Below are 25,081 nucleotides of genomic sequence, written 5' to 3' on the forward strand. Positions count from 1 at the left end.
CCGGCACCAGGCTGCATCCCGCAGATCTGATCCTGCCGATGTTCGTCAAGGAGGGCATCGACGAGCCCGCGCCGATCGCCTCGATGCCCGGCGTGTTCCAGCACACCCGTGACTCGCTGCGCAAGGCCGCCCACCTCACCGGCCGCGGCCGGGTCCGGCGCGGCCCTGATGCCGCCCGCCTTGCCCCGGCCGCCGATCCTCACCTGGGCTTTGACCACGACGGGCGCGCCCAGGCCGGCGGCGATCTCGCGTGCCTCGGCCGGTGTGGTGGCGACCCCGCCGGCCGGTACCTCGATGCCGTGACGCCGGAAGAGCTCCTTCGCCTGGTGTTCGTACAGGTCCATTCGAGCCTCCTTTGTAGACGGTATACCGTATGGAATATCCCTCGTCCAGACCCTCGACAGGACTCTCTGGTGCGGGATATTCCATACAGTATGGAAAACACTGCAGTGGTCAGGGACTGGCGCGGGCGCTCCTACCTCGTCGGACCGGTCCCCTCCGACCGGCCCCGGATGTTCTGGCTCGCCTGGGCCGCCATGGTGGCGATCGGCCCCCTCCAGTACGGTTACGCGGCCCTCCTCACCCGCGACGGCACCGCCCTGATCCCCCTGGCGGTGTGGATCGTCTGCCAGGCCGCGGGCGCGCTGCCGGCCCTGCGCCTGGTCCGGCGCCGCCGGCTCGGCGTGCGGCCCGCCCTGGGCGCGGGCGCCGCGCTGAGCGGGCTCGGCCTGCTCACCCTCGCCCTCACGGCGGGCTCCGGCCCGCTGCCGGCCGTCCTCCTCGGGTACGCCGTGCTCGGCGGGCTGGGGGCCGGGCTGGTCTACGGCGTGTGCGGCGAGGTCGTCTCCTCCTGGCACCCGGAACGGCCCGCCACCCGGGTCGGCCTGCTGACCGGCGCGTTCGGCTACGGAGCGCTGCCCCTGGTGGTGTGGGTGGGCCTGGTCCCGGACGCCCTGCCGGCGGCGTTCCTCGTCGCCTCGGTCCTGGCCTGGGCGGCCATCGCGGCGGCGGCCCGGTTCCTGCGGCTGCCGCCGGACCTGTGGTGGCCGGACACCGTCGACCCCAGGTCGCACGCGCTGGACGCGGCGATCCTGCGCCGGACTCCGGGACCGGTGCGGGAGTTCTCGCCGGCCCAGGCGCTCCGGACGGGAGCGCTGCCCGTCCTGGCCGCGATCCTGGTCTGCGCGGGAGCGGTGTCGATCTTCGATGTGGTGGTCGTGGCGGGCACCGGCGCCTGGGGCCCGCTCGCCGTCCTCGTGGCGCTGAACGGCGCCGGGCGGGCGCTGGCCATGCGGTGCTCGGAGGCGTTCGGGCGCAGGCGGGTGCTCGCGGGCGTCCTCACCCTGCTCGCGCTCGGCCAGGCCCTCCTCGCCGCCGGATGGCCCGCCTCGCCGGGATCGGCCGTCACCGCGCCCCTGTGGCTGGGCGCCGTCGCCGCGGGCTCGGCCGGCGGCGCCTTCTACCCGCTCGTCGCGAGCCTGGTGCGCGACTACTTCGGGGCGGGGCGTACGGGGCAGATCCACGCGGTCGTCTATAGTGCGAAGGCCGTGGCGGGGATCGGAGGCGTCGGCCTGGCCGCGCTCGCCCTCACCATGCCGGGCGAGGCGCTGCTGGTGGCCGCGGTCGTGGCGGGGCTGACCGCGCCGGTCGGCCTGCGGCTGCGAGCGCCCGGGCTGCCCGCGACGATCCCCGTGTGACCAGGCTCACCAGCGAGATCACCCCGGCGGACAGTATGCTGTAGGCAGTCGACGAAAAACGGAAGAACATTCTGGGAGCCAGAGATGATGCTGCTGTCGGACCAGGCGGGCGCCAAGATCCCCCGCCCCGCCACGCTCCGGGAGAGCGTGATCGAGGCCATCCAGGAGCTCATCGTCTCCAGCCAGCTCAAGCCCGGCCAGCACCTGGTCGAGAGCGAGCTGGCCCAGCTGCTCGGGGTGTCCCGGCAGCCGGTCCGCGAGGCGCTGCAGCAGCTCAGCGGCGAGGGCTGGGTCGACCTGCACCCCGGTCAGGGCGCGTTCGTGCACGTCCCCACCGTGGAGGAGGCCGACCAGCTGCTCGCCGTCCGCGCGCTGCTGGAGACCGAGTCGGCCCGGCTCGCCGCGCACAACGCGAGCGAGGAGGGCGTCCAGCGGCTGCGCGAGCTGTGCTCGCGCGGCATCCAGGCGGTCGAGTCGGACGACACCGACGCCGCCGTGGCGACCAACTCCGATCTGCACGCCCTGGTCACCGCGCTGTCCGGCAACAAGGTGCTGGCCGAGCTGGCCGCCCAGGTGGCCCGCCGGGTGCGCTGGTACCACACGCCCGTGGCCCGCCAGCGCGGCATGACGTCGTGGCGTGAGCACGCGGCGCTGATCGACGCCATCGAGGCGGGTGACGAGCAGCGGGCCGCGCAGATCATGCGCGAGCACACCGAGAGCACCCGTGCCTCCTACCGGGAGCAGCGCGCGGTCGAGCCGGTCGAGCCGGCCCCCAAGCCCGTACGCCGGCGGCGTACCCGCACGTCGTCAGCGAATTGACAAGACGTTCACACGCGGCCGGCCGCCGGTTGACACCCTGGGTAGAGGATGAGCTTTCACGTTGGGAGGTGAACGATGGGAGGTGAATGGTCGATGAAGGCGTTTGTCCGCTTTCTTCTTGGTGATCCACTGGGCCACCCGGCCGACGGCCGGGCGATCGGCCTCGGCCTGAGCGCCGCGCTGCGCAAGCACCACTCCGCCGACGACGCGGAGCACCACCTGCGCAGATGGGCCGCGGAGCAGGACGTCCGCAAGGCGCCGCGGAGCTGAGCCGTGGGCAGGAGCCGGCGCCCCCGCCCACGACGGTCAGCCCTCCACCGGCTCCGACACCTCCGCCTTCCCCGCCGCCTTCCCGGCCGTCTTCTCCGCCGCCTTCCCGGCCGCCTCGACGTTCCTGGCGTCGCGGGCCGACTTCATCAGGCTCAGCACCGTGGTCACGGCGAGGGTGCCGAGGATGACCCCGAGCGACAGCATGATCGGGATCTCCGGCGCCCACGAGACGCCGTCGTGGTGCAGCGCCTCCAGCACCAGTTTGACGCCGATGAAGGCCAGCACCACCGACAGTCCCTTGCTCAGGTAGACCAGCCGGTCGAGCAGGCCGCCCACGAGGAAGAACAACTGCCGCAGCCCCATCAGGGCGAAGGCGTTGGCGGTGAAGACCAGGTAGGGCTCCTTGGTCAGCCCGAAGATGGCCGGGATCGAGTCCAGCGCGAACAACAGGTCGGTGGTGCCGATGGCGACCATCACGATGAGCATGGGAGTGACCAGCCGCCGGCCGTGGTGCACCGTCAGGCGGGCGCCGTGGTAGGTGTCGGTGGTCGGCAGCACCCGCCGGACGGCGCGCAGCGCGACGTTCTCCGAGAACTCCGCCTCCTCCTCATGGCCGATCAGCTTCCACGCGGTGTAGATGAGGAAGGCGCCGAACACGTAGAACAGCCAGTCGAACCGTGCCACCGCCTCGGCGCCCGCCGCGATGAACCCGCCCCGCATGGCCAGCGCCAGGACGATGCCGATGAGCAGCACCTTCTGGCGGTACGGGCGCGGCACCCGGAACCTGCTCATGATCAGCAGGAAGACGAAGAGGTTGTCGACGCTGAGGGAGTATTCGGTGATCCAGCCGGCGAAGAACTCCCCGCCGTGCGCCGGGCCCGAGAACACGAGCAGCCCGACGCCGAACAGCGCGGCCAGGCCGACGTAGAACGACACCCAGCCGACGCACTCCCTGAACGACGGCTCGCGCGGGTTGCGGGCGACGAGGTAGAAGTCGAACGCCAGCACCACGCAGAAGCCGCCGATCGTGGCCAGCCATACCCAGGCGGGCAGGTTCACCGCCGTGCCTCCTTCCTCCGGCTCAGGGCCTGGGCGTGCCGGATGTAGTGGTCGAGCAGCTCCTCGGCGCGCGGATTACCCGCGGCGCGGCGGAGCAGCCAGTGCGGCATGAGCCGCTCGTGCAGCCAGATGAAGCCGATCGCGAAACCCAAGCTGACCATGGCCTGGAACGCCAGGAAAGGCAGCACGCCGTCGGCCATGCCAACTCCGGCCACGGTTTCCTGGAACAACCGGGACAACGGGTAGGCCGCCATCCAGTAGAGGCCCGCCGGCCCGAAGGTCCCCGGCCGGAACACGCCCTCGCCCAGCAGCACGCCGTACAGTCCCCCGAACAGGGCGACGGGTACGGCGAGCGCCAGTGCCGAGAGCGCGGCCATGCCGGCAGGCTGCCCCGCGAGGAGGGTCAGCCCGCCGGCCACGGCACCGGCGACGGCTCCGATCGACGCCCCTGGCAGGGCGAGTTCGAGGCTGTGCCGTCCGATCATCAGCCCACGACCACGCCGAAGGCGAACAGGCTGTAGAACAGCATGCCGAGGTAGAAGAACGCGCCAAATCCGATGATCACGTTCGTCCACCACCTCGGCCTGATCGGTTTGGGCAGCATGCGGTTGTTGACCAGCAGCAGCGTCACGCAGTAGGCGCCCATCGCGAAGGTCGACAGGAACGCCAGCGTGTCCAGGATCCCGCTGGGCCCGTCGGCCGGGCCGAACAGCAGGATCAGGATGCCGAAGATGATCACTCCCCACAGGAAGCCCGCGTACAGGTGCGACATGCGCAGCTTCTTGGCGCCCTTGACGAAGTTGTACGTCATGTCGGCCTGGCCGCGCGAGAAGGAGTCGAACAGCCCCAGCGTCGCGTTCAGGCCGATCAGCGCGATGAACCCGAGGAAGACCACGCCGAGCACCGAGCTGCCCGCCGAGGAGACGGCGTCCGACATGGCGCTGAGCGCCACCTCGCGGTCGTCTCCCTGGATGGCCGTGCGGACGGCGGGGTTCTGCCGCACCGCGGCCTGGGCGATCACCGTGAAGGAGATCGTGACCAGCATCGTGATGCCCCAGAACAGCAGCAGCGCGTCGAACGTGACCCAGCGCCGCCAGCCCTTCCACTTGGCCATCTCGGCCGGGTCCTCGGTGTCGAACATGAAGCCACGCGACGGCATGGCCTCCTCCTCGCCCGCGTGGCGCAGGCCGCGGATGCGCGGGATGTGCACACCCATGCCGGCCCCGGAGTCACGCAGGTGCAGCGTGTACCACATCTGCTGCATGCCCGACGGCCCGGCGAAGGCGCACGCCCCGACGATGACCGGGAACCACGCCGCCGACATCGCCTCGGCCGGCAGGTAGCCGAAGGAGAACATGCCGGTGATCGTGGAGACCACGTCGCTCCAGGAGCCGACCAGCGAGGCGACCACCGCGGTGCCGATCACCAGCGTGCCGATGAGCAGCGACAGGACGCTCTCCAGCACGCTGTAGATCACCTTGGCGAGGCTGAAGACCACGCCGACCAGGACCAGTCCGACGATCGCGGTCACCATCCAGGGAATGCCGGTTATCTCCTCGAACGCCGCCGCGCCGGCCGATAAGTGCCCCGGCCAGATGTAGACGGCGATCGCGACGATGAAGAAGAACCACATCAGCGGCTTGAACACCCGGGCCGCCCCGGAGAAGATGCTCTCCCCCGTCGCCATGGCGTAGCGGGCCATCTCCAGCATGACCACGGCCTGCAGCGTCACGCCGATCAGGAAGAGCCACCGGATCTCCGGCCCGAACAGCAGCACCAGCCGGGGCCACATGTACGACTCGCCCATGCCGACGCCCAGAGCCACGAGGAAGACGGTCGGCCCGAGGATGTGCACCGAGGGAGGCGCGTCGGGGAGCTTCCTGATGGGCATCGGCTCGAGCCGGCCCGCTTTCCATACTCGTTCGTCCTCGACCGGCGGCGCCGCCGTCGCCGGTGTCTTCGATGTGTCCACTGAAGGACCTCCTGGGGGGTTGTTGGTTCTTCTGCGCCCCGATGCGCCCCCTCGCCTGAACCGTGCCCTTGGCTCTAGGGCAACAGTCCGGCGGCTCTGGCCCAGCGGTACTTCGCACCGAGGACCGCTACGGGCTTCTCCGTCGTGTACGGATAAGCGACCACACCATGCTCGAACAGGTACTCGCAGGCCTCCTCCACCTCGGTGTCCCCAGCCAGCGAGGCCACGACCGGCTTGGTGTTGCCCTTGGCCCGCTCCTCGGCCACCACGCGGGAGATGAGCTCCGCGAAGACCATGGGCGGGGTCACGATCGTGTGCCAGTAGCCGAGGACGAGCGCGTGGATCCGCTCGTCGGCCAGGCCCAGGCGGACCGTGTTCTCGTAGGTCGACGGCGGTTCGCCGCCGGTGATGTCGATCGGGTTGCCGGCCGCGCCGAAGGGCGGGATGTAGGCGCGGAACGCCTCGTCCAGGTCGGGCGGGATGTCCATGAGCGTCAGCCCGGCGTCGACGCAGGCGTCGGAGAGCAGCACGCCCGAGCCGCCGGCCCCGGTGATGATGACCACGTTCTCGCCCTTGGGGGCGGGCAGCAGCGGCAGGGCCCGGGCGTACTCCAGCATGTCGTTCAGGCCGGGCGCCCGCACCACGCCGGCCTGCTTGAGGATGTCGTCGTAGACCTTGTCGTCACCGGCCAGGGCGCCGGTGTGGGAGCCGGCGGCCCGCGCGCCCATCGCGGTGCGCCCCGCCTTCAGCACGATGACCGGCTTCTCCTTCACCACCCGCCGAGCCGCCTCGACGAAGCCGCGGCCGTCCTTGAGGTCCTCCAGGTGCATGGCCACCGCGCGGGTGTTGTCGTCCTGCTCGAAGAAGGTCAGCAGGTCGTCCTCGTCCACGTCGGCCTTGTTGCCGACGCCGACGATCGCCGAGACGCCCATCTTGGTGGTGCGGCTGAAGCCCAGGATGGCCATCCCGATGCCGCCGCTCTGCGAGGTCAGCGCCACGCCGCCCTTGACGTCGTACGGCGTGCAGAAGGTCGCGCAGAGGTTCTCCGGCGTGTAGTAGTAGCCGTAGATGTTGGGGCCGAGCATCCGCACGCCGTGGCGCCGGGCGATCTCGACGATCTCCTGCTGGCCCTCGACGTTGCCGGTCTCGGCGAAGCCCGACGGGATCATGATCGCGCCGGCCACGCCCTTCCGCCCCACCTCCTCGAGCGCCGCGGCGACGAACTTGGCGGGGATGGCGAAGACCGCCACGTCCACGTCGTAGGGCACGTCGGAGACGCTCCGGTAGGCCGGCAGCCCCATGATCTCGGGCGCCTTGGGGTTGATCGGGAAGATCTGCCCTTGGTAGCCGCCGTTGATGAGGTTGCGCATGACCGAGTTGCCGATCTTGCCCTCCTCGGCGGAGGCGCCGATCACGGCGACGGAGCGCGGCTTGAAGATCCGGTTCATCTTGGCCAGGATCTCCTCGCGCGAGGGGCGCTCGCGCTCCGGTGTGGGCTCGCCGATGATGACGCGCACGTCGGCGGCGACGGCTCCGTCGGCGCTCGCGAAGACCGGGTTGAGGTCGACCTCGGCGATCTCGGGGAAGTCGGCCACCAGCCGGCCGACGTTCCCGATCAGCCCGGCGAGCGCGTCCCGGTTCGCGGGCGCGGCGCCGCGCACGCCGCGCAGCACCTCCGCGGCCCTGATGTCGTCCAGCATGCCGAGCGCCTCCTCGCCCGTGAGCGGGGCGAGCCGGAACGTCACGTCCTTGAGCACCTCGACCAGCACCCCGCCGAGTCCGAACGCGACGACCTTGCCGAAGGTGGGATCGGTGACCGCGCCGACGATGACCTCGTGCCCGCCGCCGACGAGCTGCTGCACCTGGACGCCCTCGATCCGGGCGTCGGGGTCGTGGGCGCGGGCGTTGGCGATGATCGTCTCGTGGCCGGCGGCGACCTCCTCGGCCGTCTTCAGGCCGACCAGCACGCCGCCGGCGTCGGTCTTGTGCAGGATGTCCGGGGACACGATCTTCAGCACGACCGGGAAGCCGATCTCGGCGGCGATCCGGGCCGCCTCCTCGGGCGACGTGGCCAGCCCCTCGCCGGGGGTCGCGATGCCGTACGCCTGGCAGATCGTCCGCCCCTCGGGGGCGGTCAGGGCCGTACGGCCCTCGGCCCTCGCCTTCTCCAGGACCTCGCGGACCGCGTCCATGTCAGATGACTCCGTTCGTCTTGAGCTCGGACAGCTCCGCGGCGCTCACGCCGAGGGCTCCGTAGATCTCCTGGTTGTGCTGGCCGAGCAACGGCGGCGTGGTCACCTCGACCGGCGAGTCCGACAGCTGCAGCGGGCTGCCGACGGTGACGAACTCGCCGCGCTCGGGGTGCTCGACGGCGACCACGATGCCCTCCTCGCGCAGGCTCTCGTCCTCGACCAGCTCCCTGGTCGACAGGATCGGGCCGCACGGGACGTTCTCGGCGTTGAGCCGGTCGAGGACGGTCCACTTGTCGTGGCGGATGGTCCACTCCTCGATGAGCTGGAACATCTTGTCCAGCTTGGTCAGCCGCGCCTCCGGGGTGGCCCACTCGAGGTCGTCGGCCAGCTCGGGGCGGCCGATGATGGCCGACAGCGGCTTCCAGCCGACGGGCTGGACGATCACGTAGATGTAGTCGTTGGGTCCGCCGGGCGCGCAGCGCACCGCCCAGCCGGGCTGGCCGCCGCCGCTGGCGTTGCCCGAGCGCGGCACCTCGTCGCTGAACGTCCTGTTCGGGTACTCGCGCAGCGGGCCGTGCGCGAGCCGCTGCTGGTCGCGCAGCTTGACCCGGCACAGGTTGAGCACCGCGTGCTGCATCGCGACCTGCACCCGCTGCCCCCGCCCGCTCTGCTCGCGCTGGTAGAGCGCGGCCAGGATGCCGGCGACCGCGTGGATGCCGGTGCCCGAGTCGCCGATCTGCGCGCCGGTGGCCAGCGGCGGGCCGTCCTCGAAGCCGGTGGTCGACATCGAGCCGCCCATCGCCTGGGCGATCACCTCGTACGCCTTGAACCTGGCGTAGCGGCCGGTGCCGAAGCCCTTGATCGAGGCGTAGACCAGGCGGGGGTTGAGCTCCTGGAGCCGCTCCCATGGGAAGCCCATGCGGTCGACCGCGCCGGGGCCGAAGTTCTCCACCAGGACGTCGGAGCCCTTCACCAGCTCGGTGAAGATCTCCTTGCCCCGCTCGCTCTTCATGTTCAGGGTGATGCTGCGCTTGTTGCAGTTGAGCATCGTGAAGTAGAGGCTGTCGACGTCGGGGACGTCACGCAGTTGCTGGCGGGTGATGTCGCCCGCCGGGGCCTCCAGCTTGACCACGTCGGCGCCGAGCCAGGCGAGCAGCTGGGTGCAGGACGGGCCCGACTGGACATGGGTCATGTCGAGGACGCGGACACCTTCGAGAGCCTTCACAGCCGCCTCTCCCTACTTGTACATGGTCTGGTTCATGGTCCCCGGGGCGTAGACCTCGGGATCGACCCACACGTTGATGAGCGAGGGCTTGCCCGACTCCCGGGCCCGCCGGAGCGCCGGGGCGATCTCGGCCGGGTCGCGGACCTCCTCGCCGTGGCCGCCGAGGAGCTTGGCGAAGTCGCCGTAGCGGATGTCGCCCAGGGTGTTGCCGACGCGGGCGCGCTCCTGGCCGTACTTGGCGGCCTGGCCGTACCTGATCTGGTTCATCGAGGAGTTGTTGCCGATGACGCCGATGAACGGGAGGTTGAAGCGGACCATGGTCTCGAAGTCCCAGCCGGTGAGGCTGAAGGCGCCGTCGCCGAACAGGCACAGCACCTCCTTGTCCGGCCGGGCCTGCTTGGCGGCCATCGCGAAGGCCATGCCGACGCCCAGGGTGCCGAGCGGTCCGGGGTCCATCCAGTGGCCGGGCGACTTGGGCTGCACGACCTGGCCGGAGAAGGTGACGATGTCGCCGCCGTCGCCGATGTAGATCGTGTCCTCGGTGAGAAACTCGTTGATCTCGTGGACCAGGCGGTAGGGGTCGATGGGCTGGGCGCCGGACAGCTGGCGGGGCAGGCGCTTCTCGTAGGCCTTGGCCTCGACCGCGCGCAGCTCGTCGAGCCACTCCTTGCGCCGGGCCGCCGCGTTGTCGATCCGGCCGCTCGCGGCCTGGGCCGCCGCCGCCAGGATGAGGCCGGCGTCGCCGACGATCCCCAGGTCAATGTCCCGATTTTTCCCGACAGTGCGGTAGTCGAGGTCGATCTGGACCACGGTCGCGGTGGGCGACAGCCGCTTGCCGTAGCCCATCCGGAAGTCGAACGGGGTGCCGACGATGATGATCAGGTCGGCCTCGGTGAAGGCGTGCCGCCTGGAGAGCTGGAAGTGGTGCGGGTCGCCCGGCGGCAGGGTGCCGCGTCCCGAGCCGTTCATGTAGGCCGGGACGTTGAGGGCGCGCACGAAGTCGATCGCCGCGTCGGTCGCGCGGCAGGTCCAGACCTGGTTGCCGAGCAGCACGCACGGCTTCTCGGCGTGCGCCAGCAGGTCGGCCAGCCGCTCGATCGCCTCGGGGTCGCCCTGCTGGCGGGTCGAGGCGCGGTAGTGGCCCTGCTTGGGGAGCCGCGCCCGCTCCAGCGGGATCTTCGCGTCCAGCACGTCGCGCGGGATCTCCAGGAAGGACGGCCCGGGCGCGCCGTGATAGCACTCGCGGAAGGCCATCGAGACGAGGTCCGCCACGCGCTCGGTGCCGGGCACCGTCGCGGCGAACTTGGTGATCGGGGTCATCATGTCGACGTGCGGAAGGTCCTGCAGCGAGCCCATCTTGTGCTGGCTGAGGGCTCCCTGGCCGCCGATGAGCAGCATCGGGCTCTCCGCGCGGAACGCGTTGGCCACGCCGGTGACCGCGTCGGTCGTGCCCGGCCCGGCCGTGACCACCGCGCAACCGGGCTTGCCGGTGATCCGCGCGTAGCCGTCGGCGGCGTGCGCGGCGACCTGCTCATGGCGTACGTCGATGACCTCGATGCCCTCATCGACACAGCCGTCGTAGATATCGATGATGTGGCCGCCGCAGAGCGTGTAGATCACGTCCACGCCCTCCGCCTTGAGTGCCTTGGCTACAAGATGACCACCAGAGATCGTTTCCGACATCGTGCCAACCTTTCGGGCGAGTGTCTTCCGCATACTGCATACCGTATGAAGGCAATGGTTACCCTGTTGTGAACGGCCTGTCTAGACCTCCGGGCAACTCGAGGAGCTCCACCCGCTCCCCGTTCCAGCCCGGCGGCACCACGGCCAGGGCGTCCGCCAGCGCGGCGCCCCAGAGCGATCCCGGCCGGTCGTGCCCGACCGGGACCACGCCCCCGCCCGTTCGCCGCACCGCGACCAGCCGGGTGTCGTGCGGGTGCGCCCTGACCGATCCGGCCGCGCCCGTTCGCAGCACCGCGACCGGCCGGATGTCATGCGGGTGCGCCCCGACCGGTCCGGCCAGGGCACCGGTCTCGCGCCCGCGCTCCGTACCGGTCAGCCGGCCCAGGACGGGCACCAGCAGCGTGAGCGCCGCGCCGAGCGCCGCATAGGGGTTGCCGGGCAGCCCCACCACCAGCGGCCCGGCCCTCAGCCGGGCGAGCAGCTGCGGATGCCCGGGGCGCACGGCCACCCCGTCGACCAGCACCTCCGCCCCGAGCTCCGCGAGCACCGCCCGCAGGTGATCGGCCGGCCCCCGCGACGACGCCCCGCACACCACGACCACGTCGACGACGCCGCCCATCCCGTCCCCCGCCGATCCGGCGTCATCTGCCTCAGCGCCGTCCGACAAGGCAACGCCACCCGAAGAGGCGGCACCATCCGGTGCGGCGCGGGGCGCCGTAGCGCCAAGAGGCCCTGCGGCGGCGCGGGGCGCTGCGGCGGCGCGGGGGCCAGCCGACGCGGCGAGGGCGGCGCGCAACGGGTCGGCGCCGTCGGGGAGCCGGATCCCGCCGGTGACGCGGCCACCGGCCCACTCGACCAGGCCGGGCAGGAACGGCCCGATGGCGTCGCGCACCCGGCCCGGCTCCGGCAGACCCGCGTCCACCACCTCGTCGCCGGTGACGAGCACCGTCACCGCCGGCCGGGGCCGCACCCGGAGCACGTCGTGCCCGAGCCCCGCGGCCAACCCGAGCACCACCGGCGTCACCACCGCTCCCGGCTCCAGCACCACCGCGCCCTCGGCGATGTCCTCGCCCCGGCGCCGGACGTGCCGTCCCGCCGCGATCTCCCCTCGCGCCCTCACCACCCGGCCAACACCTTCGTACGGCACCGTGCGGCCGGCCCCCGGCGGGGAACCGGCGTCCTCGCGAGACGGCATCATCCGGCCCACCCCGGGCACTCGGCCAGCACCCTCGCACGGCACCGTGCGGCCGGCCCCCGGCGGGGAACCGGCGTCCTCGCACGCCGGCGCCGCGGCGTCCGGGGCCGGCAGGAGGACGGCGTCCTCGTACGGGAGGACGGCGGTGGTCCCCATGGGGACCGGGGCGCCGGTGGCGATCTCCACCGCCTCACCGGCGCGGAGTGGATCGCCGTAGGGCCTGCCCCCGGCGAGGACCTGACCGGCGACCCGCCACGGCGGCGGTCCGGCCACCGCGTACCCGTCCATGGCCGCCACGTCGGCGCCCGGCACGGCGACCAGCGCGCGCAGCGGCACGGCCAGCCGGCACCCCTGCGCCTCGGGCAGCGGCGCCTCGACCACCGCCCGCGGCCTCGCGGCGCCGGCCGCGATCCGCCGCGCCACCTCCCAGCCGACCGGCCCGACCGGCCCAACCGGCCCGGCTTGCTCAACCAGCTCGACCGGCCCTACCTGCTCGACCGGGCCGTCCGCGCCGCCCGCGTTGTCAATCCCGCCGGAGCCGTCGAGGTCGGCGGGGCCGGTGGCGCCTCCGCAGGCGTGCGTTCCGGGCTTCAGGTCGGGTTCGTGTCCGGCGACAGTCATGGGCGGCTCCTTGACCGGCATTTTTCCATACTGTATACCGAATGCACAATACGACGCGAGAACGGAGGTATCGGTGAAGGTCGCTGTTCTTGGCGCCGGCGCCATCGGCGCGTACGTGGGAGCCGCCCTGCACAGGGCGGGAGTCGAGGTGTTCCTCATCGCGAGAGGCCCGCACCTGGAGGCGATCCGCGGATCCGGAGTGCGGGTCCTCAGCCCCAGGGGTGACTTCACCGCCCACCCCCATGCCACCGACGACCCTCGCGAGGTCGGGCCGGTGGACCACGTCTTCCTGGGCCTCAAGGCGAACAGCTACGCCTCCGCGGGCCCCATGATCGAGCCCCTGCTGCACGAGGCCACGAGCATCATCGCCGCGCAGAACGGCATCCCGTGGTGGTACTTCCACGGGCTCAAGGGCCCCTACCAGGGCTACCGCATCGAGAGCGTGGACCCGGGAGGCGCCGTCACCGCCGCGCTCCCGCTGGACCGCGCGATCGGCTGCGTCGTCTACGCCGCCACCGAGATCGAGGAGCCGGGCGTGATCCGGCACCTGGAGGGCACCCGCTTCTCTATCGGCGAGCCGACCGGCACGCTGAGCGGCCGGTGCGCCGACTTCAGCAACGCCGCCGTGGCGGGCGGCCTCAAGTGCCCGGTCGAGTCCGACCTGCGCCGGGACATCTGGATCAAGCTCATGGGCAACATCGCGTTCAATCCGATCAGCGCGCTGGCCAGGGCCACGATGGCCGGGATCTGCCGTCACGACGGCGCCAGGGAGCTGGTCAGGGCGATGATGCGCGAGACCGTCGAGGTGGCCGGGAACGTCGGCTGCGATCCCGGCATCTCGATCGAACGCCGCCTGCGCGGCGCCGAGAAGGCGGGCGAGCACCGCACCTCCACGCTCCAGGACCTGGAGAAGGGCAAGCCGATGGAGCTGGACGTGCTGCTCGCGGCGGTGGTCGAGCTGGCGGACCTCACGGGCGCCGAGGTGCCGACGCTGCGTGCGATCCACGCGGTGAGCGACCTGCTCAACGAGAACCTTGTCCGTACCGGATAGATACACATACCGTAGCCTGTATACAGAATGGAGGGCTCATGAGCTATGACCGCCTGACCCATCCACTGGTGCGCGAGAACGGCGAGTTGCGAAGGGCCACCTGGGAGGAGGCGCTGGAGCGCGCCGCCGAGGGTTTCCGCCGCAATGTCGCCGAGCACGGCCCCGACTGCTTCGCGATGCTGTCGTGCGCCCGCTCCACCAACGAGATGAACTACATCGGCCAGAAGTTCACCCGCGTGGTGATCGGCACCAACAACGTTGACTCCTGCAACCGCACGTGTCACGCGCCGAGCGTGGCCGGGCTGTCGGCGGTGTTCGGCAGTGGCGGTGGCACCTCCTCCTACCAGGAGGTGGAGGACACCGATGTGATCCTGATGTGGGGCTCGGCGGCGCGCAACGCCCATCCGATCTTCTTTCACCACGTGCTGAAGGGCATCCGCAACGGCGCCCGGATGTTCGCGGTCGACCCCCGCCGCACCGGCACCGCCCAGTGGGCCGACCGCTGGCTCGGCCTGAACGTGGGCACCGACATCCCGCTCGCCCACGCGGTCGCCCGGGAGATCATCCACGCCGGGCTGCACAACCAGGCGTTCATCGAGCGGGCCACCATCGGTTTCGAGGAGTTCCGGGCCTCGGTCGAGCCGTGGACCCTGAGCGCGGCCGAGCAGGTGACCGGGGTGCCGGCCGAGGCCATCCGCGAGCTGGCCCACGCCTACGCCCGCGCCGACCGCGCGCAGCTGTGCTGGACGCTCGGCATCACCGAGCACCACAACGCCACCGACAACGTCCGGGCCCTGATCAACCTGGCCCTGCTCACCGGCCACGTCGGCCGCTACGGCTCCGGCCTGTCACCGTTACGCGGCCAGAACAACGTGCAGGGCGGCGGCGACATGGGCGCCATCCCCAACCGGCTGCCCGGCTTCCAGGACATCCTCGACCCCGGCATCCGCGAGCGGTTCGAGCGGGCCTGGCGGGCGCCGATCCAGCCCCGCTACGGCCGCAACCTGACCCAGATGCTGGAGGGCATGGCCGAGGGCGAGATCACCACCTGCTACCTGATCGGCGAGAACCCCGTCCAGTCCGAGGCCGACTCCCTCGCCTGCGTCAAGCGCCTGTCGATGCTCGACCACCTCGTCGTCCAGGACATCTTCCTCACCAAGACCGCCCAGCTGGCCGACGTGGTGCTGCCCGCCAGCGCCGCCTGGTGCGAGGCCGAGGGCACCTTCACCAACAGCGAGCGCCGGGTCCAGCGGGTGCGCAGGGCCCTCGACCCGCCGGGAGAGGCCCGGGACGACATCGAGATCATGTGCGAGCTGGCCCGCAGGCTGGGCCACGACTGGCGCTACGACGGCGCCGAAGAGGTCTGGAACGAGCTGCGCGCCCTGTCCCCCGCGCACACCGGGATGAGCTACCGGCGGCTGACGGAGTTGCAGGGCATCCAGTGGCCCTGCCCGTCGGAGGACTCACTCGAACCGCCCTACCTGCACGGACGGCTCTGGGACGACGACCCGGTCCGGCGCGGCCTGCCGGCCCCGTTCGCGGTCATCCCGCACTCTCCGCCGGTGGACCTCCTGGACGAGGAGTATCCGCTGCGGCTCACCACCGGCCGCCGGCTCGACTCGTACAACACCGGGGTGCAGTCCTCCGGCTTCGCCTCGCCCCTGCGCCGCGGCGAGACCATCGAGCTGTGCCCCGAGGACGCCGAGCGGCTCGGGCTCGTCGCGGGCGAGGAGGTGCGGATCACCTCCCGCCGCGGCTCGGTGATCGCGCCCGTCTACATCGACCCCGCCCTGCGGCCGGGGCTGGTGTTCATGACCTTCCACTTCCCGGACGAGGTGGACACCAACGCGCTGACCATCGAGGCCACCTGCCCGATCGCGGGCACGGCCGAGTTCAAGGCGGCCGCCGTGCGCGTCGAGAAGCTCGCCCGCGCCGCGGACGCCGCTCCCCTGCAGCCCGCCCAGGCCGGGTGACGCCGTGGACCTGCGCTTCCGCGACGCCGAGCCCACCGACGACGAGCGAGCGGCGGTCGACGCGCTGCTCGGTCCGCCCGCCACCGCCTGGGACGGCGGCGTCCGGACCGCGACCGGCCTGCGCTTCGCCGCCCGCTCCGAGCCCGCCCGCGACCTGCTGCTGCCCGCGCTGCACGCCGTCAACGACCGCGTCGGCTGGATCAGCGAGGGCGCGCTCGACTACATCTGCCGGCGCCTCACCGTCCCGCCCGCCGAGGCGTACGGCGTCGCGTCGTTCTACTCACTGCTTTCGCTGCAACCCCGTCCGGCGCGCGTGCTGCACGTCTGCACCGACCTCGCCTGCCAGGCGAAGGGCGCGGCGGACGTACGGCGGCGCGTCGAGGAACGGCTCGGCGCGCCGGGAGACTCCTGGCAGCCCAGCCCGTGCCTCGGCCTGTGCGAGCGGGCCCCGGCCGCGCTCGCCCTCACGGCCGGCGAGTCCCCCGCCGCGACGGTGTACGGCCCCGCCGACCCGGACGCCCTCGCCGCCGCCGAGCAGGTTGAGCCTCCGGCCGAGGCGGCGGTGCCGCAGGCCGGGCAGCCCGGACTGGTGCTGCTCGGGCGAATCGGGGTAGTGGACCCGGCGAGCCTCGACGACTACCGGGCGAGCGGCGGATACGCGGCGCTGAGAAGGGCCTTCCAGCTCGGCCCGGCGGGCGTGATCCGCGAGGTGCTGGAGTCGGGCCTGGTGGGGAGAGGTGGCGCGGCCTTCCCGACGGGCCGGAAGTGGGACGCCACCGCCCGCCAGCCCGACCACCCGCACTACCTGGTGTGCAACGCCGACGAGAGCGAACCGGGCACCTTCAAGGATCGCGTGATCATGGAGGGCGACCCGTACGCGCTCATCGAGGCGATGACGATCGCCGCCTACGCCACCGGCTGCGCCAAGGGATACCTCTACATCAGGGGCGAATATCCCCGGGCGACGCGGCGGCTGGAACACGCGATGGCCACGGCCCGCACCCGCGGCCTGCTCGGCGCGGACATCCTCGGCCAGGGCTTCTCCTTCGACATCGAGCTCAGGAGGGGCGCCGGCGCCTACATCTGCGGCGAGGAGACGGCCATCTTCAACTCGATCGAGGGCTTCCGGGGCGAGCCGCGCAGCAAGCCGCCGTTCCCGGTGGAGAAGGGCCTGTTCGGCAAGCCCACGGTCGTCAACAACGTGGAGACGCTGGTCAACGTGCTGCCGATCCTGGAGCACGGCGCCCAGGCCTACGCGGCGATCGGCACGAAGGACTCCACGGGCACCAAGCTGTTCTGCGTGTCCGGCACCGTGGAGAAGCCGGGCGTCTACGAGCTGCCCTTCGGCGCGACGCTGAGAGACCTGCTGGACCTCGCCCATCCGGAGGGCACGCTCCGGGCGGTGCTCCTCGGCGGCGCGGCCGGCGCGTTCGTCACGGATCTGGACATCCCGTTGACGTTCGAGGGCACCCGGCAGGCGGGCGCGACGCTCGGGTCGGGCGTGGTGCTCGTCGTCAACGACACCGTGGACCTGAAGGGCATGCTGCTGCGGATCGCGGAGTTCTTCCGCGACGAGTCGTGTGGCCAGTGCGTGCCGTGCCGGGTGGGCACCGTGCGCCAGGAGGAGGCCCTGCACCGGCTGTCCGGCCGGGTCGACCAGCGCGACCTGGTGCTGCTGCGCGAGGTCGGCCAGACCATGCGCGACGCCTCGATCTGCGGCCTGGGACAGACCGCCTGGAACGCGGTGGAATCAGCCATCGACCGCTTGGGGGTATACAAGTGATCCCACTGCAGCCGCCCCGCCGGCTCGTCGACGTCGAGATCGACGGCGAGGCCGTACGGGTGCCCGAAGGCTCGACGATCCTCGACGCCTGCGCGGCGGCCGGGAAGGACGTGCCGACCCTCTGCTACGGCGACACGCTCACCCCGAAGAACGCCTGCCGGGTGTGCGTCGTCGAGGTCGAGGGGGCGCGGACGCTGGCCCCCGCCTGCTCCAGGAAGGTCGAGCCGGGCATGTCCGTCGGCACCGACACCGAGCGGGCCAGGCACAGCCGCAAGGTGGTGCTCGAACTGCTCGGCTCGTCGGTGGACCTGTCGACGACGCCGCGCGCCGCCGAGTGGATCGAGGAGTACGGCGCCGAGCCGGACAGGTTCGGCGAGGACGCGGCCACGGTCGAGCAGCCCGTCAAGGTGGACAACGACCTCTACGTGCGCGACTACGGCAAGTGCATCATGTGCTACAAGTGCGTCGACGCCTGCGGCGAACAGTGGCAGAACACCTTCGCCATCGCCGTCGCCGGCCGCGGCTTCGAAACCACGATCTCCACCGAGTTCGACGCCCCGCTGACCGACTCGGCCTGCGTCTACTGCGGCAACTGCGTCGAGGTGTGCCCGACCGGGGCGCTGTCGTTCAAGTCGGAGTTCGACATGCGCGCCGAGGGCACCTGGGACGAGTCGCGTCAGACCCAGACGACGACGATCTGCAGCTACTGCGGGGTCGGCTGCAACCTGACCCTGCACGTGCAGGAGAACCGGATCGTCAAGGTGACCTCGCCGCACGACAACCCGGTCACCCACGGCAACCTCTGCGTCAAGGGCCGCTTCGGGTACGGATATGTCTAGGGTCACCGTGCGCCGGCCGATCATGCGCATCAGGGAGGCCGCTCACACGCACCGGATCGACTCCCTGGCCGCCGAGGAGCCGCTGGAGATCCGGGTCGGCGGGGTTCCGCTGACGATCACCATGCGGACCCCGGGCGACGACTTCGACCTGGCCGCCGGTTTCCTCGTCAGCGAGGGGGCCGTCGGCTCGGCCGGCGACATCGCCGCGATCCGCTACTGCGCGGGCGCCACCCGGGAGGGCCTCAACACGTACAACGTGCTGGACGTGCGGCTCGCCCCCGGCGTCCCGCCGCCGGAGCCGCGCAACTTCTACACCACCTCCTCGTGCGGCGTCTGCGGCAAGGCGTCGCTGGAGGCGGTCCGCTCGGTGGCCCGGTGGAACGTCCGCGACGACCCGCTGGAGCTGTCGCCGGCGACGGTCGCCGCCCTGCCCGACCGGCTCCGCTCGGCCCAGCGGGTCTTCGACCGGACCGGCGGGCTGCACGCGGCGGGCCTGTTCACGGCCGACGGCGAGCCGCTGTGCGTGCGCGAGGACGTCGGCCGGCACAACGCCGTGGACAAGCTGCTCGGCTGGGCACTGCGCGACGGCCGGCTGCCGCTGCGCTCCACCGTGCTCATGGTGTCCGGCCGTGCCTCCTTCGAGCTGGTGCAGAAGGCGGTCATGGGCGGCGTCCCCGCCCTGGCCGCCGTCTCCGCCCCCTCCTCGCTCGCGGCGGAGCTGGCCGCCGAGGAGGGGCTGACCCTGATCGGCTTCCTGCGCGGGGAGTCGATGAACGTCTACGCCGGCGAGAAGAGGCTGAACGTCACTCCGGGCACCGGAAACGGCTCATCCGGTGCGGTGGTACCCACGGGGTGATGGCGGGATGCCGACCGGCGCGCCTGGCCCCCAGCCGCCGGCTCGGCATCCCAACATCCCGCTCCGGTGAGCTCACTCGTCCGCGGTGTGGATGCTTCTCGCCAGGTGGGCTGCCTCGGCCCAGGGGCCGTTGCGCACCTGCCGGACCAGGTCGCGCCATGGCTCCGCCCAGCCGCTCAGCGGACCGCACCGGGCGGCGAGCGCCGTGGCCAGCAGGGCGCCCGTCTCGTTCCGCCCGGCCAGCCAGGCCGCGTGGGGGAGGATCCGCCCCGGGTCGACGCCGGACGCCGACCCGGCGAGGACGCGCCCCGCGTCGACGGCCACCAGCACGCCGCCGCCGGCCCGGTCCACCAGCGTGGCGAGCTGTTCGCGGGGATCCTCCCAGTCCACCGAGGCGGCGACGAGCTCGGCCTCGAGATGCGCGGGGAAGTCGCCCGCGACCTGGCGGACGACCGGCTCGACCGCTTCCCGGCCGATCCGGTGCCGCTCGTACAGGGCGCCCACGATCGTGGCCAGCCGCTGGGCGGCCGGGCGGTCGCGGTCGGCGCCGGCGTCGGGCTCGCCGGGGGCCGCGGCGAGAGCCCGCACAGTGGCCCGCAGCTCCTCGACCCCCGTCCCGGAGCGGGCGCACATCACCAGCGCCCGCGCCGCGACCTCCCAGTCGGCGGTCCGGGTGAGGTCGCCCGCGATCCCGGCCAGCCGGTCGACGGCAGGGGGCGCGTACCGCGCCCACCGGCCCAGCGCGCCGACCGCCGTCCGGCGTGTGTCGGGGTCGTCCGACCCGGCGGCGGCGACGACCAGCTCCGCGTACGGCCCGCGGAAGCGTCCGGGCAGGTCCAGGGGATGCGCGCCGAGCACCGGTGCGGCCGGGTCGCCTCCTCCCGCCACCGCGTCCGCGAGCAGCGACCAGGCCGCCGGATCGTCGAGCAGCCCCAGGGAGGCCGAGGCGATCGCCGTGCGGAGGCCGGGCCGCCCCTCGTCCCACAGCTCCCGCAGCCGGCTCGCCGCGTCCGGCGCCCGGTGCCCGGCGAGCAGGCGGACGGCCTCCTTGCGGGCCGTCACCTTGCCTCCGGCGAGGATCGGGGTCAGCGCCGTCACCAGCTCGCCAGGCGGCACGAACCGGGCGGCCCGTCTCGCCGCCGACACCGCCACGTGGGCGTCGTCACCGTACGCGCGGTCCAGCAAGGCGGCGAGCGCGTCCCGGGGGTGTCCGGTCCACGGCAGCGCGGTCAGCGCCGCCCGGCGCGTCAGGTCGTCGGGCGAGCTCAGGTAGCGGTCCAGCTCGCCGGCCGGGGCGGCCGGGATCTCACCGATGGACCGGACCGCCAGGGCCCGCTCGTGGCCGGGCAGCTCAGCGTCCTCCGCAATCCGGTGGAGCAGCCACAGGCAGGCCTCCCGCTGCCGCGCCGTCCACCGGCGCGCGGCGGCGCGGGTGACGTGCCGTAGGCGCCGCATGCCCTGCTCGGCGAACCGGCCCCGCGGCGCCCGCTCGCCCAGCACGGCGTCCAGCAGGTCCGTACGGTGCCAGGCGATCGCCTGGAACACATCGGGGAGCGTGACCGTGGACGGGTCCATCGCCAGCAGACCGGGTACCCGGTCGCCTCTGGTCCGCGGCGGCTCCATCCAGTGCTCGATCGCCCTCCTGGCGTTCTCCCCGTTCGCCGACGTCAGCGCGCGGGCCAGCGCGCTCTGCAACTCCGGGATCACGTGGCCGCGCCGGCCCAGGGCACTGGCCAGCAGGAACACGAGCTCGTGCCGGTCGTGCCCGGCCTCGGCGGCCAGGTACGGGGCCAGCCGGTCCACCAGCCTGGCCGCCTGACCGGGACGCAGCGCCCCGGACAGGCGGCTCAGGTAGATCCGCCCCGTGTGCGCGGTGACCAGGCCGAGGGTCCGCATGGCGAACTCCAGCATGTCCGCGTCATCCCGTGCGGCGCCGCCCTCGAACACCCGGCCGGCCAGGCCGGTGAGCGCGTAGTGGGTCCCGTAGGAGCAGTCACGGGCGGCGAGCGCGTCGCCGACCACGCGCTCCAGCGCCGGCAGGTGCGCGGGCTCGAAGAGGCCGGCCGGGATCGCGGCCAGCGCCTCGACCGCGGCCAGCCGCACCGGGTCCTGCTCGTTGCGGAGCCGTTCCAGTGATTCCAGCAGGCCGGTGATCACCTCCGGGTCCCGGCTCCGTCCCGCGCACGCGATCAGGTGCCGGTAGCCGAGGGCGCGATCGCTCCCGTTCGAGCGCCGGGTCTCCGCCCGCAGCGCCGGCTCCGCCTCTCCGTACGGCAGGAACGCGGTCGTCTCCAGCAGGCGGGACGGGCTCTGCGCGACGTGCCTCAGCCCTGCCATCCGGCGCGCCTCGGCGGAGCGCCTGCCCAGCGGCAGAACCTCCAGCAGCCCGCCGGACAGCTCGGCCCGGCCGAGGTCCACGCCGGTCATGGCCGCGTCGAACACGGCCTCCCTGCGACTCGGCGGCAGCGCGCGCAGCAGGTCGGCCAGCCCCTGATCGTCCTCCCGGACCACGCCCCCCATCACGCCCAGCTCGGCGTCGGTCAGCGCGCGCAGGCGGTTGCGGACGGCTCTCGACCGGAGCAGCGAGCGCAGCCACGCCGCGCGCCCGGAGACGAGGAACAGGGCGAGCGTGCGGCGGGGATCCGCCTCCAGTAGCCGTGCCACGCACCGCGCCGACAGCGCGGCCGTCCAGTCCAGCTCCAGCAGCGCGATCACGCGTTCCGGCTCCGCCTGCGCGGCGGCCTCGATGCCCGCGGCGTGCCCGCTCCACCACGCCCTCCGCAGGTAGTGCGGCAGCTCAGGCAGGACGCTCTCGCCGTGGTCGAGGACCGCGAGCGGGTGCCGCCTGCCCAGGCCGGCCCAGTTGCGCACCGCGTGCGCGAGGCCGTCCAGCTCCGCCGCGACCACCTCCGGCCGGCAGGCGACGAGGAGTGCGGCGGCCTCCCGCTCACCCCATCGCTCGCGGACCCGGCCGAGCAGCCGCTCCGCCAGATCGCTCCGGCCGCCGCGCCGGATCGCCCCGTAGACGGCCGTCCGGGCCGCCATCGATCCCTCGTGGACGATCCGCTCGATCACCTCGGCGGGAAGGCCGAGGCGCACGGCCAGGCCGATGGCGTGGCCGGAGACGTCCGGATCCGGGTCACGCGTCGCCCGGACGACGTCGGCGGTCTCCCCCGCCCCCGCCGCCAGGGTCACTCCGGTGAGCCGCTCGTACGGGCCGCGCTGCGCGAGCCCGTCCAGGATCCCTCGAAGCCCGGGCCGCCCCGCCAGTTCCCTCCCGTAGAGGTTCAGCCGGCGGCACCGCTCCCGGAAGGGCAGGACCTCCATCTCGTCGAGCAGTTCGTCCGCGGACCCTGGTAACTCGTGCATGACGCCCGATTATGGCGAGACATCCCCGCAATTGCCCCGGTTTTTTCTCCAGCCCGTTTCCGTACGCTCCGGTCACGGGGTGCGGGCGGGGCGTCTGGCGAAGGGCGGGGCGTGCTCGGGGCGCAGGCCGACGCCGATGAGGTAGGCGGGCACGTACGACAGCTGGGGGAACACGCGCAGCAAGGTCAGCAGGGCCCGCGGCGGGCCCTTGCGCCGGCCCTCGATGACCGGCACGGTGAGGGCCCGGTGCAGCAGCCGCTGCAGGCTCTGCACGAGGAAGGTCGGCAGCAGCCTGCGGGCGCGGACCCGGGCGAGCACCGCGGGGGTGACCGTCCCGCGCCGCAGCGGCGCGGCGAGCAGCGTCGCGGCGGCCACCGCGTCCTGCACGGCCAGGTTGATGCCGACCCCGCCGAGCGGCGACATGGCGTGCGCCGCGTCGCCGATGCACACCAGGCCGTCGCGGTGCCAGCGCCGCAGCCGGTCCATGCGCACGTCCAGGTGCTTGACGTCGTCCATCGACTCCAGGGCGGCCGCCCGGTCGCCCAGCGCGGGCATGATCCGCGCGATCTCGCGCCGGAAGTGGTCGATGCCCGCGGCGCGCAGCTCGGGATCGAAGCCCTTCCTGGCGAGGTAGCCGATCTGGAGATGGGTCTCGCGCGGGATCATGACCAGGATGCGGTTGCCGCGCAACATCGGGGTGAGCGCGCCCGGCTCGTCCTCGGGCGCGCGTGGCAGCCGGAACCACCAGACGTCGAACGAGACCGGGAACTCCTTGGCGCGCAGCCCGGCCCGGCGGCGGGCCATCGACCAGCGGCCGTCGCAGGCGAGGGTCAGGTCGGCGCGGATCTCGCCGGTCCGGCCGTCCTCGGTGCGGTAGCGCACCCCGGCGACCCGGTCGTGCTCGCGGATCAGGTCGGTCGCCTCGGTGCGCATCCGCAGGGTGAAGCCGGGCTCCTCGGCCGCCGCCTCGGCGAGCAGCGTGAGCAGGTCCCACTGCGGCACCATCGCGATGTAGGGGTGGCGGACCTTCAGCCGGCGCAGGTCGCCGAAGACGACGCGGCGGTCGTCGCCGAGAGGGAAGGCGATCTCCTGGATCCGGTTCTGCGGGAGTTTGGCGAACCTCTCCCCCAGGCCCAGCTCGTCGAGCAGCTGCAGGGTCGACGGATGCACCGTGTCGCCGCGGAAGTCGCGCAGGAAGTCGCCGTGCTTCTCCAGGACGGTCACCTCGACGCCGGCACGGGCCAGCAACAGGCCCGCCACCATGCCGGCCGGACCTCCTCCGATGATGACGCAGCTCCCCTGACCGCTCATCGACACTCCCATATTTCATCGTCTGTTGAATAACTCCATCATGCGACCGTGACCTCCATGGGTCAACCCCGCGCGCCGGAGCGACTCAAGGGGCACCTACCCCCGCCAAGCGCGGACGTACGGATAGGGTGATCCGCTATGGAACAGCGGATGCTGGGGCGGACCGGACGGCAGGTGGGTGTGGTCGGGCTCGGCGCCTGGCAGCTCGGGGCCGACTGGGGCGACGTGAGCGAGGCGGACGCGTTCGCCACCCTGGAGGCCGCCGCCGACGAGGGAGTGACCTTCGTCGACACCGCCGACGTCTACGGCGACGGGCGCAGCGAGCAGATCGTCGGCCGGTTCGCCAAGGGGCGTCCGGAGCTCACCGTGGCCACCAAGATGGGCCGCCGGATGGAGCAGGTGCCCGCCAACTACGTGATGGCCAACTTCCGCGCCTGGAACGAGCGCTCCCGCCGAAACCTCGGCGTCGACACCATCGACCTGGTGCAGCTGCACTGCCCGCCCACCCCGGTCTACTCCGCAGGCGCCGTCTTCGACGCGCTCGACACCCTGGTCGCCGAGGAGAAGCTGGCCGCGTACGGGGTGAGCGTGGAGAGGTGCGAGGAGGCGCTGACGGCGATCGCCCGGCCGGGCGTCGCGACCGTGCAGATCATCCTCAACGCGTTCCGGCTCAAGCCGCTGGAGGAGGTGCTGCCCGCCGCCCGCGCCGCCGGGGTGGGCGTCATCGCGCGCGTGCCGCTGGCCAGCGGCCTGCTGTCCGGCCGCTACGACGAACGGACGGTCTTCGCGCCCGACGACCACCGCAGCTTCAACCGGCACGGCGAGGCGTTCGACGTGGGCGAGACGTTCTCCGGCGTCGACTACGCCACCGGCCTGGAGGCGGTTAGCCGGCTGGCTCCGCTGGTGCCCGAGGGGGCGACCATGGCGCAGTTCGCGCTGCGCTGGATCCTCGACCAGCCCGGCGTCTCCGTCGTCATCCCCGGCGCCCGCAACCCCGGCCAGGCCGCGGCCAACGCGGCCGCCGCAGCGCTGCCGCCCCTGCCCGAGGCCACCCTGGCGGCCGTCCGGGCCGTCTACGACGAGCTGATCCGCCCGCAGGTCCACGACCGCTGGTAGTGCGGAGCGCCGGCCGGCTCCGCGATCTCATAACAGGCGTCTTTACTCGG

18 protein-coding genes and 1 pseudogene are annotated in these 25,081 nt (G+C 72.5%); 9 read left to right on the forward strand and 10 right to left on the reverse strand.

Annotated features, from left to right (window positions below):
• Nucleotides 1-158: 158 nt before the first annotated feature.
• Nucleotides 159-344 (reverse strand): annotated as a pseudogene (locus tag AB0C16_RS18845) (ATP-grasp domain-containing protein); the annotation flags it as partial.
• Nucleotides 345-434: 90 nt separating this feature from the next.
• On the opposite strand from AB0C16_RS18845, the gene AB0C16_RS18850 reads away from it, so the two are divergent.
• The 3 genes from AB0C16_RS18850 (at nucleotide 435) to AB0C16_RS18860 (ending at nucleotide 2,786) form a co-directional block, all read left to right on the forward strand.
• Nucleotides 435-1,697 (forward strand): MFS transporter, encoded by a 1,263-nt coding sequence (locus AB0C16_RS18850; RefSeq protein WP_357684746.1) that lies wholly within the window; start codon nucleotides 435-437, stop codon nucleotides 1,695-1,697.
• A gap of 87 nt (nucleotides 1,698-1,784) precedes the next feature.
• Nucleotides 1,785-2,516, forward strand: coding sequence for a GntR family transcriptional regulator (locus tag AB0C16_RS18855; protein ID WP_357684724.1), 732 nt, complete (start codon nucleotides 1,785-1,787; stop codon nucleotides 2,514-2,516).
• Between the two features lie 93 nt (nucleotides 2,517-2,609).
• Nucleotides 2,610-2,786, forward strand: a complete 177-nt coding sequence (locus tag AB0C16_RS18860) for a hypothetical protein (RefSeq protein WP_357684466.1) — start codon at nucleotides 2,610-2,612, stop codon at nucleotides 2,784-2,786.
• Between the two features lie 36 nt (nucleotides 2,787-2,822).
• Here AB0C16_RS18860 and AB0C16_RS18865 read toward each other — a convergent pair whose 3' ends face one another.
• The 7 genes from AB0C16_RS18865 to AB0C16_RS18895 all read right to left on the reverse strand — a co-directional run bounded on the left by AB0C16_RS18865 (nucleotide 2,823) and on the right by AB0C16_RS18895 (nucleotide 12,892).
• A complete protein-coding gene (locus tag AB0C16_RS18865; RefSeq protein ID WP_357684468.1) occupies nucleotides 2,823-3,845 on the reverse strand; it encodes a TerC family protein in 1,023 nt (340 codons plus the stop codon).
• Nucleotides 3,842-4,330: a hypothetical protein gene (locus tag AB0C16_RS18870; protein WP_357684469.1), complete on the reverse strand. Its 489-nt coding sequence runs from the start codon at nucleotides 4,328-4,330 to the stop codon at nucleotides 3,842-3,844. The genes AB0C16_RS18865 and AB0C16_RS18870 overlap by 4 nt, the downstream gene beginning before the upstream one ends.
• Nucleotides 4,330-5,817, reverse strand: coding sequence for an Nramp family divalent metal transporter (locus AB0C16_RS18875; protein ID WP_357684471.1), 1,488 nt, complete (start codon nucleotides 5,815-5,817; stop codon nucleotides 4,330-4,332). Before AB0C16_RS18875 ends, AB0C16_RS18870 begins: the two co-directional genes overlap by 1 nt.
• 74 nt (nucleotides 5,818-5,891) lie before the next feature.
• A complete protein-coding gene (locus tag AB0C16_RS18880) occupies nucleotides 5,892-8,009 on the reverse strand; it encodes an acetate--CoA ligase family protein (RefSeq protein WP_357684473.1) in 2,118 nt (705 codons plus the stop codon).
• Between the two features lies 1 nt (nucleotide 8,010).
• Nucleotides 8,011-9,234, reverse strand: coding sequence for a formyl-CoA transferase (gene frc, locus AB0C16_RS18885; RefSeq protein WP_357684475.1), 1,224 nt, complete (start codon nucleotides 9,232-9,234; stop codon nucleotides 8,011-8,013).
• A 12-nt stretch (nucleotides 9,235-9,246) separates the two neighbouring features.
• Complete coding sequence (locus AB0C16_RS18890; protein ID WP_357684477.1) at nucleotides 9,247-10,917, reverse strand: thiamine pyrophosphate-binding protein; 1,671 nt, start codon at nucleotides 10,915-10,917, stop codon at nucleotides 9,247-9,249.
• A 58-nt stretch (nucleotides 10,918-10,975) separates the two neighbouring features.
• Nucleotides 10,976-12,892 (reverse strand): molybdopterin-binding protein, encoded by a 1,917-nt coding sequence (locus AB0C16_RS18895; RefSeq protein WP_357684479.1) that lies wholly within the window; start codon nucleotides 12,890-12,892, stop codon nucleotides 10,976-10,978.
• Between AB0C16_RS18895 and AB0C16_RS18900 the strand changes: the two genes are divergently transcribed.
• Genes AB0C16_RS18900 through fdhD form a run of 5 tightly spaced genes read left to right on the forward strand, consistent with a single transcriptional unit; the run spans nucleotide 12,807 to nucleotide 19,235 of the window.
• Entirely contained in the window at nucleotides 12,807-13,784 is a 978-nt protein-coding gene (locus AB0C16_RS18900; protein ID WP_357684481.1) for a 2-dehydropantoate 2-reductase, read from the forward strand. The two genes, AB0C16_RS18895 and AB0C16_RS18900, sit on opposite strands and share 86 nt — an antisense overlap.
• Before the next feature lie 38 nt (nucleotides 13,785-13,822).
• The gene (locus AB0C16_RS18905) at nucleotides 13,823-15,757 is read left to right on the forward strand and encodes a molybdopterin-dependent oxidoreductase (RefSeq protein ID WP_357684483.1); all 1,935 of its coding nucleotides are present in this window, start codon (nucleotides 13,823-13,825) and stop codon (nucleotides 15,755-15,757) included.
• A gap of 4 nt (nucleotides 15,758-15,761) precedes the next feature.
• The gene (locus AB0C16_RS18910; RefSeq protein WP_357684485.1) at nucleotides 15,762-17,540 is read left to right on the forward strand and encodes an NAD(P)H-dependent oxidoreductase subunit E; all 1,779 of its coding nucleotides are present in this window, start codon (nucleotides 15,762-15,764) and stop codon (nucleotides 17,538-17,540) included.
• The gene (locus AB0C16_RS18915) at nucleotides 17,540-18,379 is read left to right on the forward strand and encodes a 2Fe-2S iron-sulfur cluster-binding protein (protein WP_357684726.1); all 840 of its coding nucleotides are present in this window, start codon (nucleotides 17,540-17,542) and stop codon (nucleotides 18,377-18,379) included. The genes AB0C16_RS18910 and AB0C16_RS18915 overlap by 1 nt, the downstream gene beginning before the upstream one ends.
• The gene (gene fdhD / locus AB0C16_RS18920) at nucleotides 18,372-19,235 is read left to right on the forward strand and encodes a formate dehydrogenase accessory sulfurtransferase FdhD (protein ID WP_357684487.1); all 864 of its coding nucleotides are present in this window, start codon (nucleotides 18,372-18,374) and stop codon (nucleotides 19,233-19,235) included. The genes AB0C16_RS18915 and fdhD overlap by 8 nt, the downstream gene beginning before the upstream one ends.
• A 72-nt stretch (nucleotides 19,236-19,307) precedes the next feature.
• Here the strand turns inward: fdhD and AB0C16_RS18925 are convergent, their stop codons facing one another.
• Both AB0C16_RS18925 and AB0C16_RS18930 read right to left on the reverse strand, forming a co-directional pair.
• Nucleotides 19,308-22,604, reverse strand: a complete 3,297-nt coding sequence (locus AB0C16_RS18925; protein ID WP_357684489.1) for a hypothetical protein — start codon at nucleotides 22,602-22,604, stop codon at nucleotides 19,308-19,310.
• A gap of 72 nt (nucleotides 22,605-22,676) precedes the next feature.
• Nucleotides 22,677-23,915: an FAD-dependent oxidoreductase gene (locus AB0C16_RS18930; protein ID WP_357684491.1), complete on the reverse strand. Its 1,239-nt coding sequence runs from the start codon at nucleotides 23,913-23,915 to the stop codon at nucleotides 22,677-22,679.
• 138 nt (nucleotides 23,916-24,053) lie between these two features.
• Between AB0C16_RS18930 and AB0C16_RS18935 the strand changes: the two genes are divergently transcribed.
• Nucleotides 24,054-25,031: an aldo/keto reductase gene (locus AB0C16_RS18935; RefSeq protein WP_357684493.1), complete on the forward strand. Its 978-nt coding sequence runs from the start codon at nucleotides 24,054-24,056 to the stop codon at nucleotides 25,029-25,031.
• Nucleotides 25,032-25,081: the final 50 nt, after the last annotated feature.

It is taken from the genome of Nonomuraea sp. NPDC048916 (genome assembly GCF_040649575.1).
In the GTDB taxonomy this organism is placed as follows: domain Bacteria; phylum Actinomycetota; class Actinomycetes; order Streptosporangiales; family Streptosporangiaceae; genus Nonomuraea.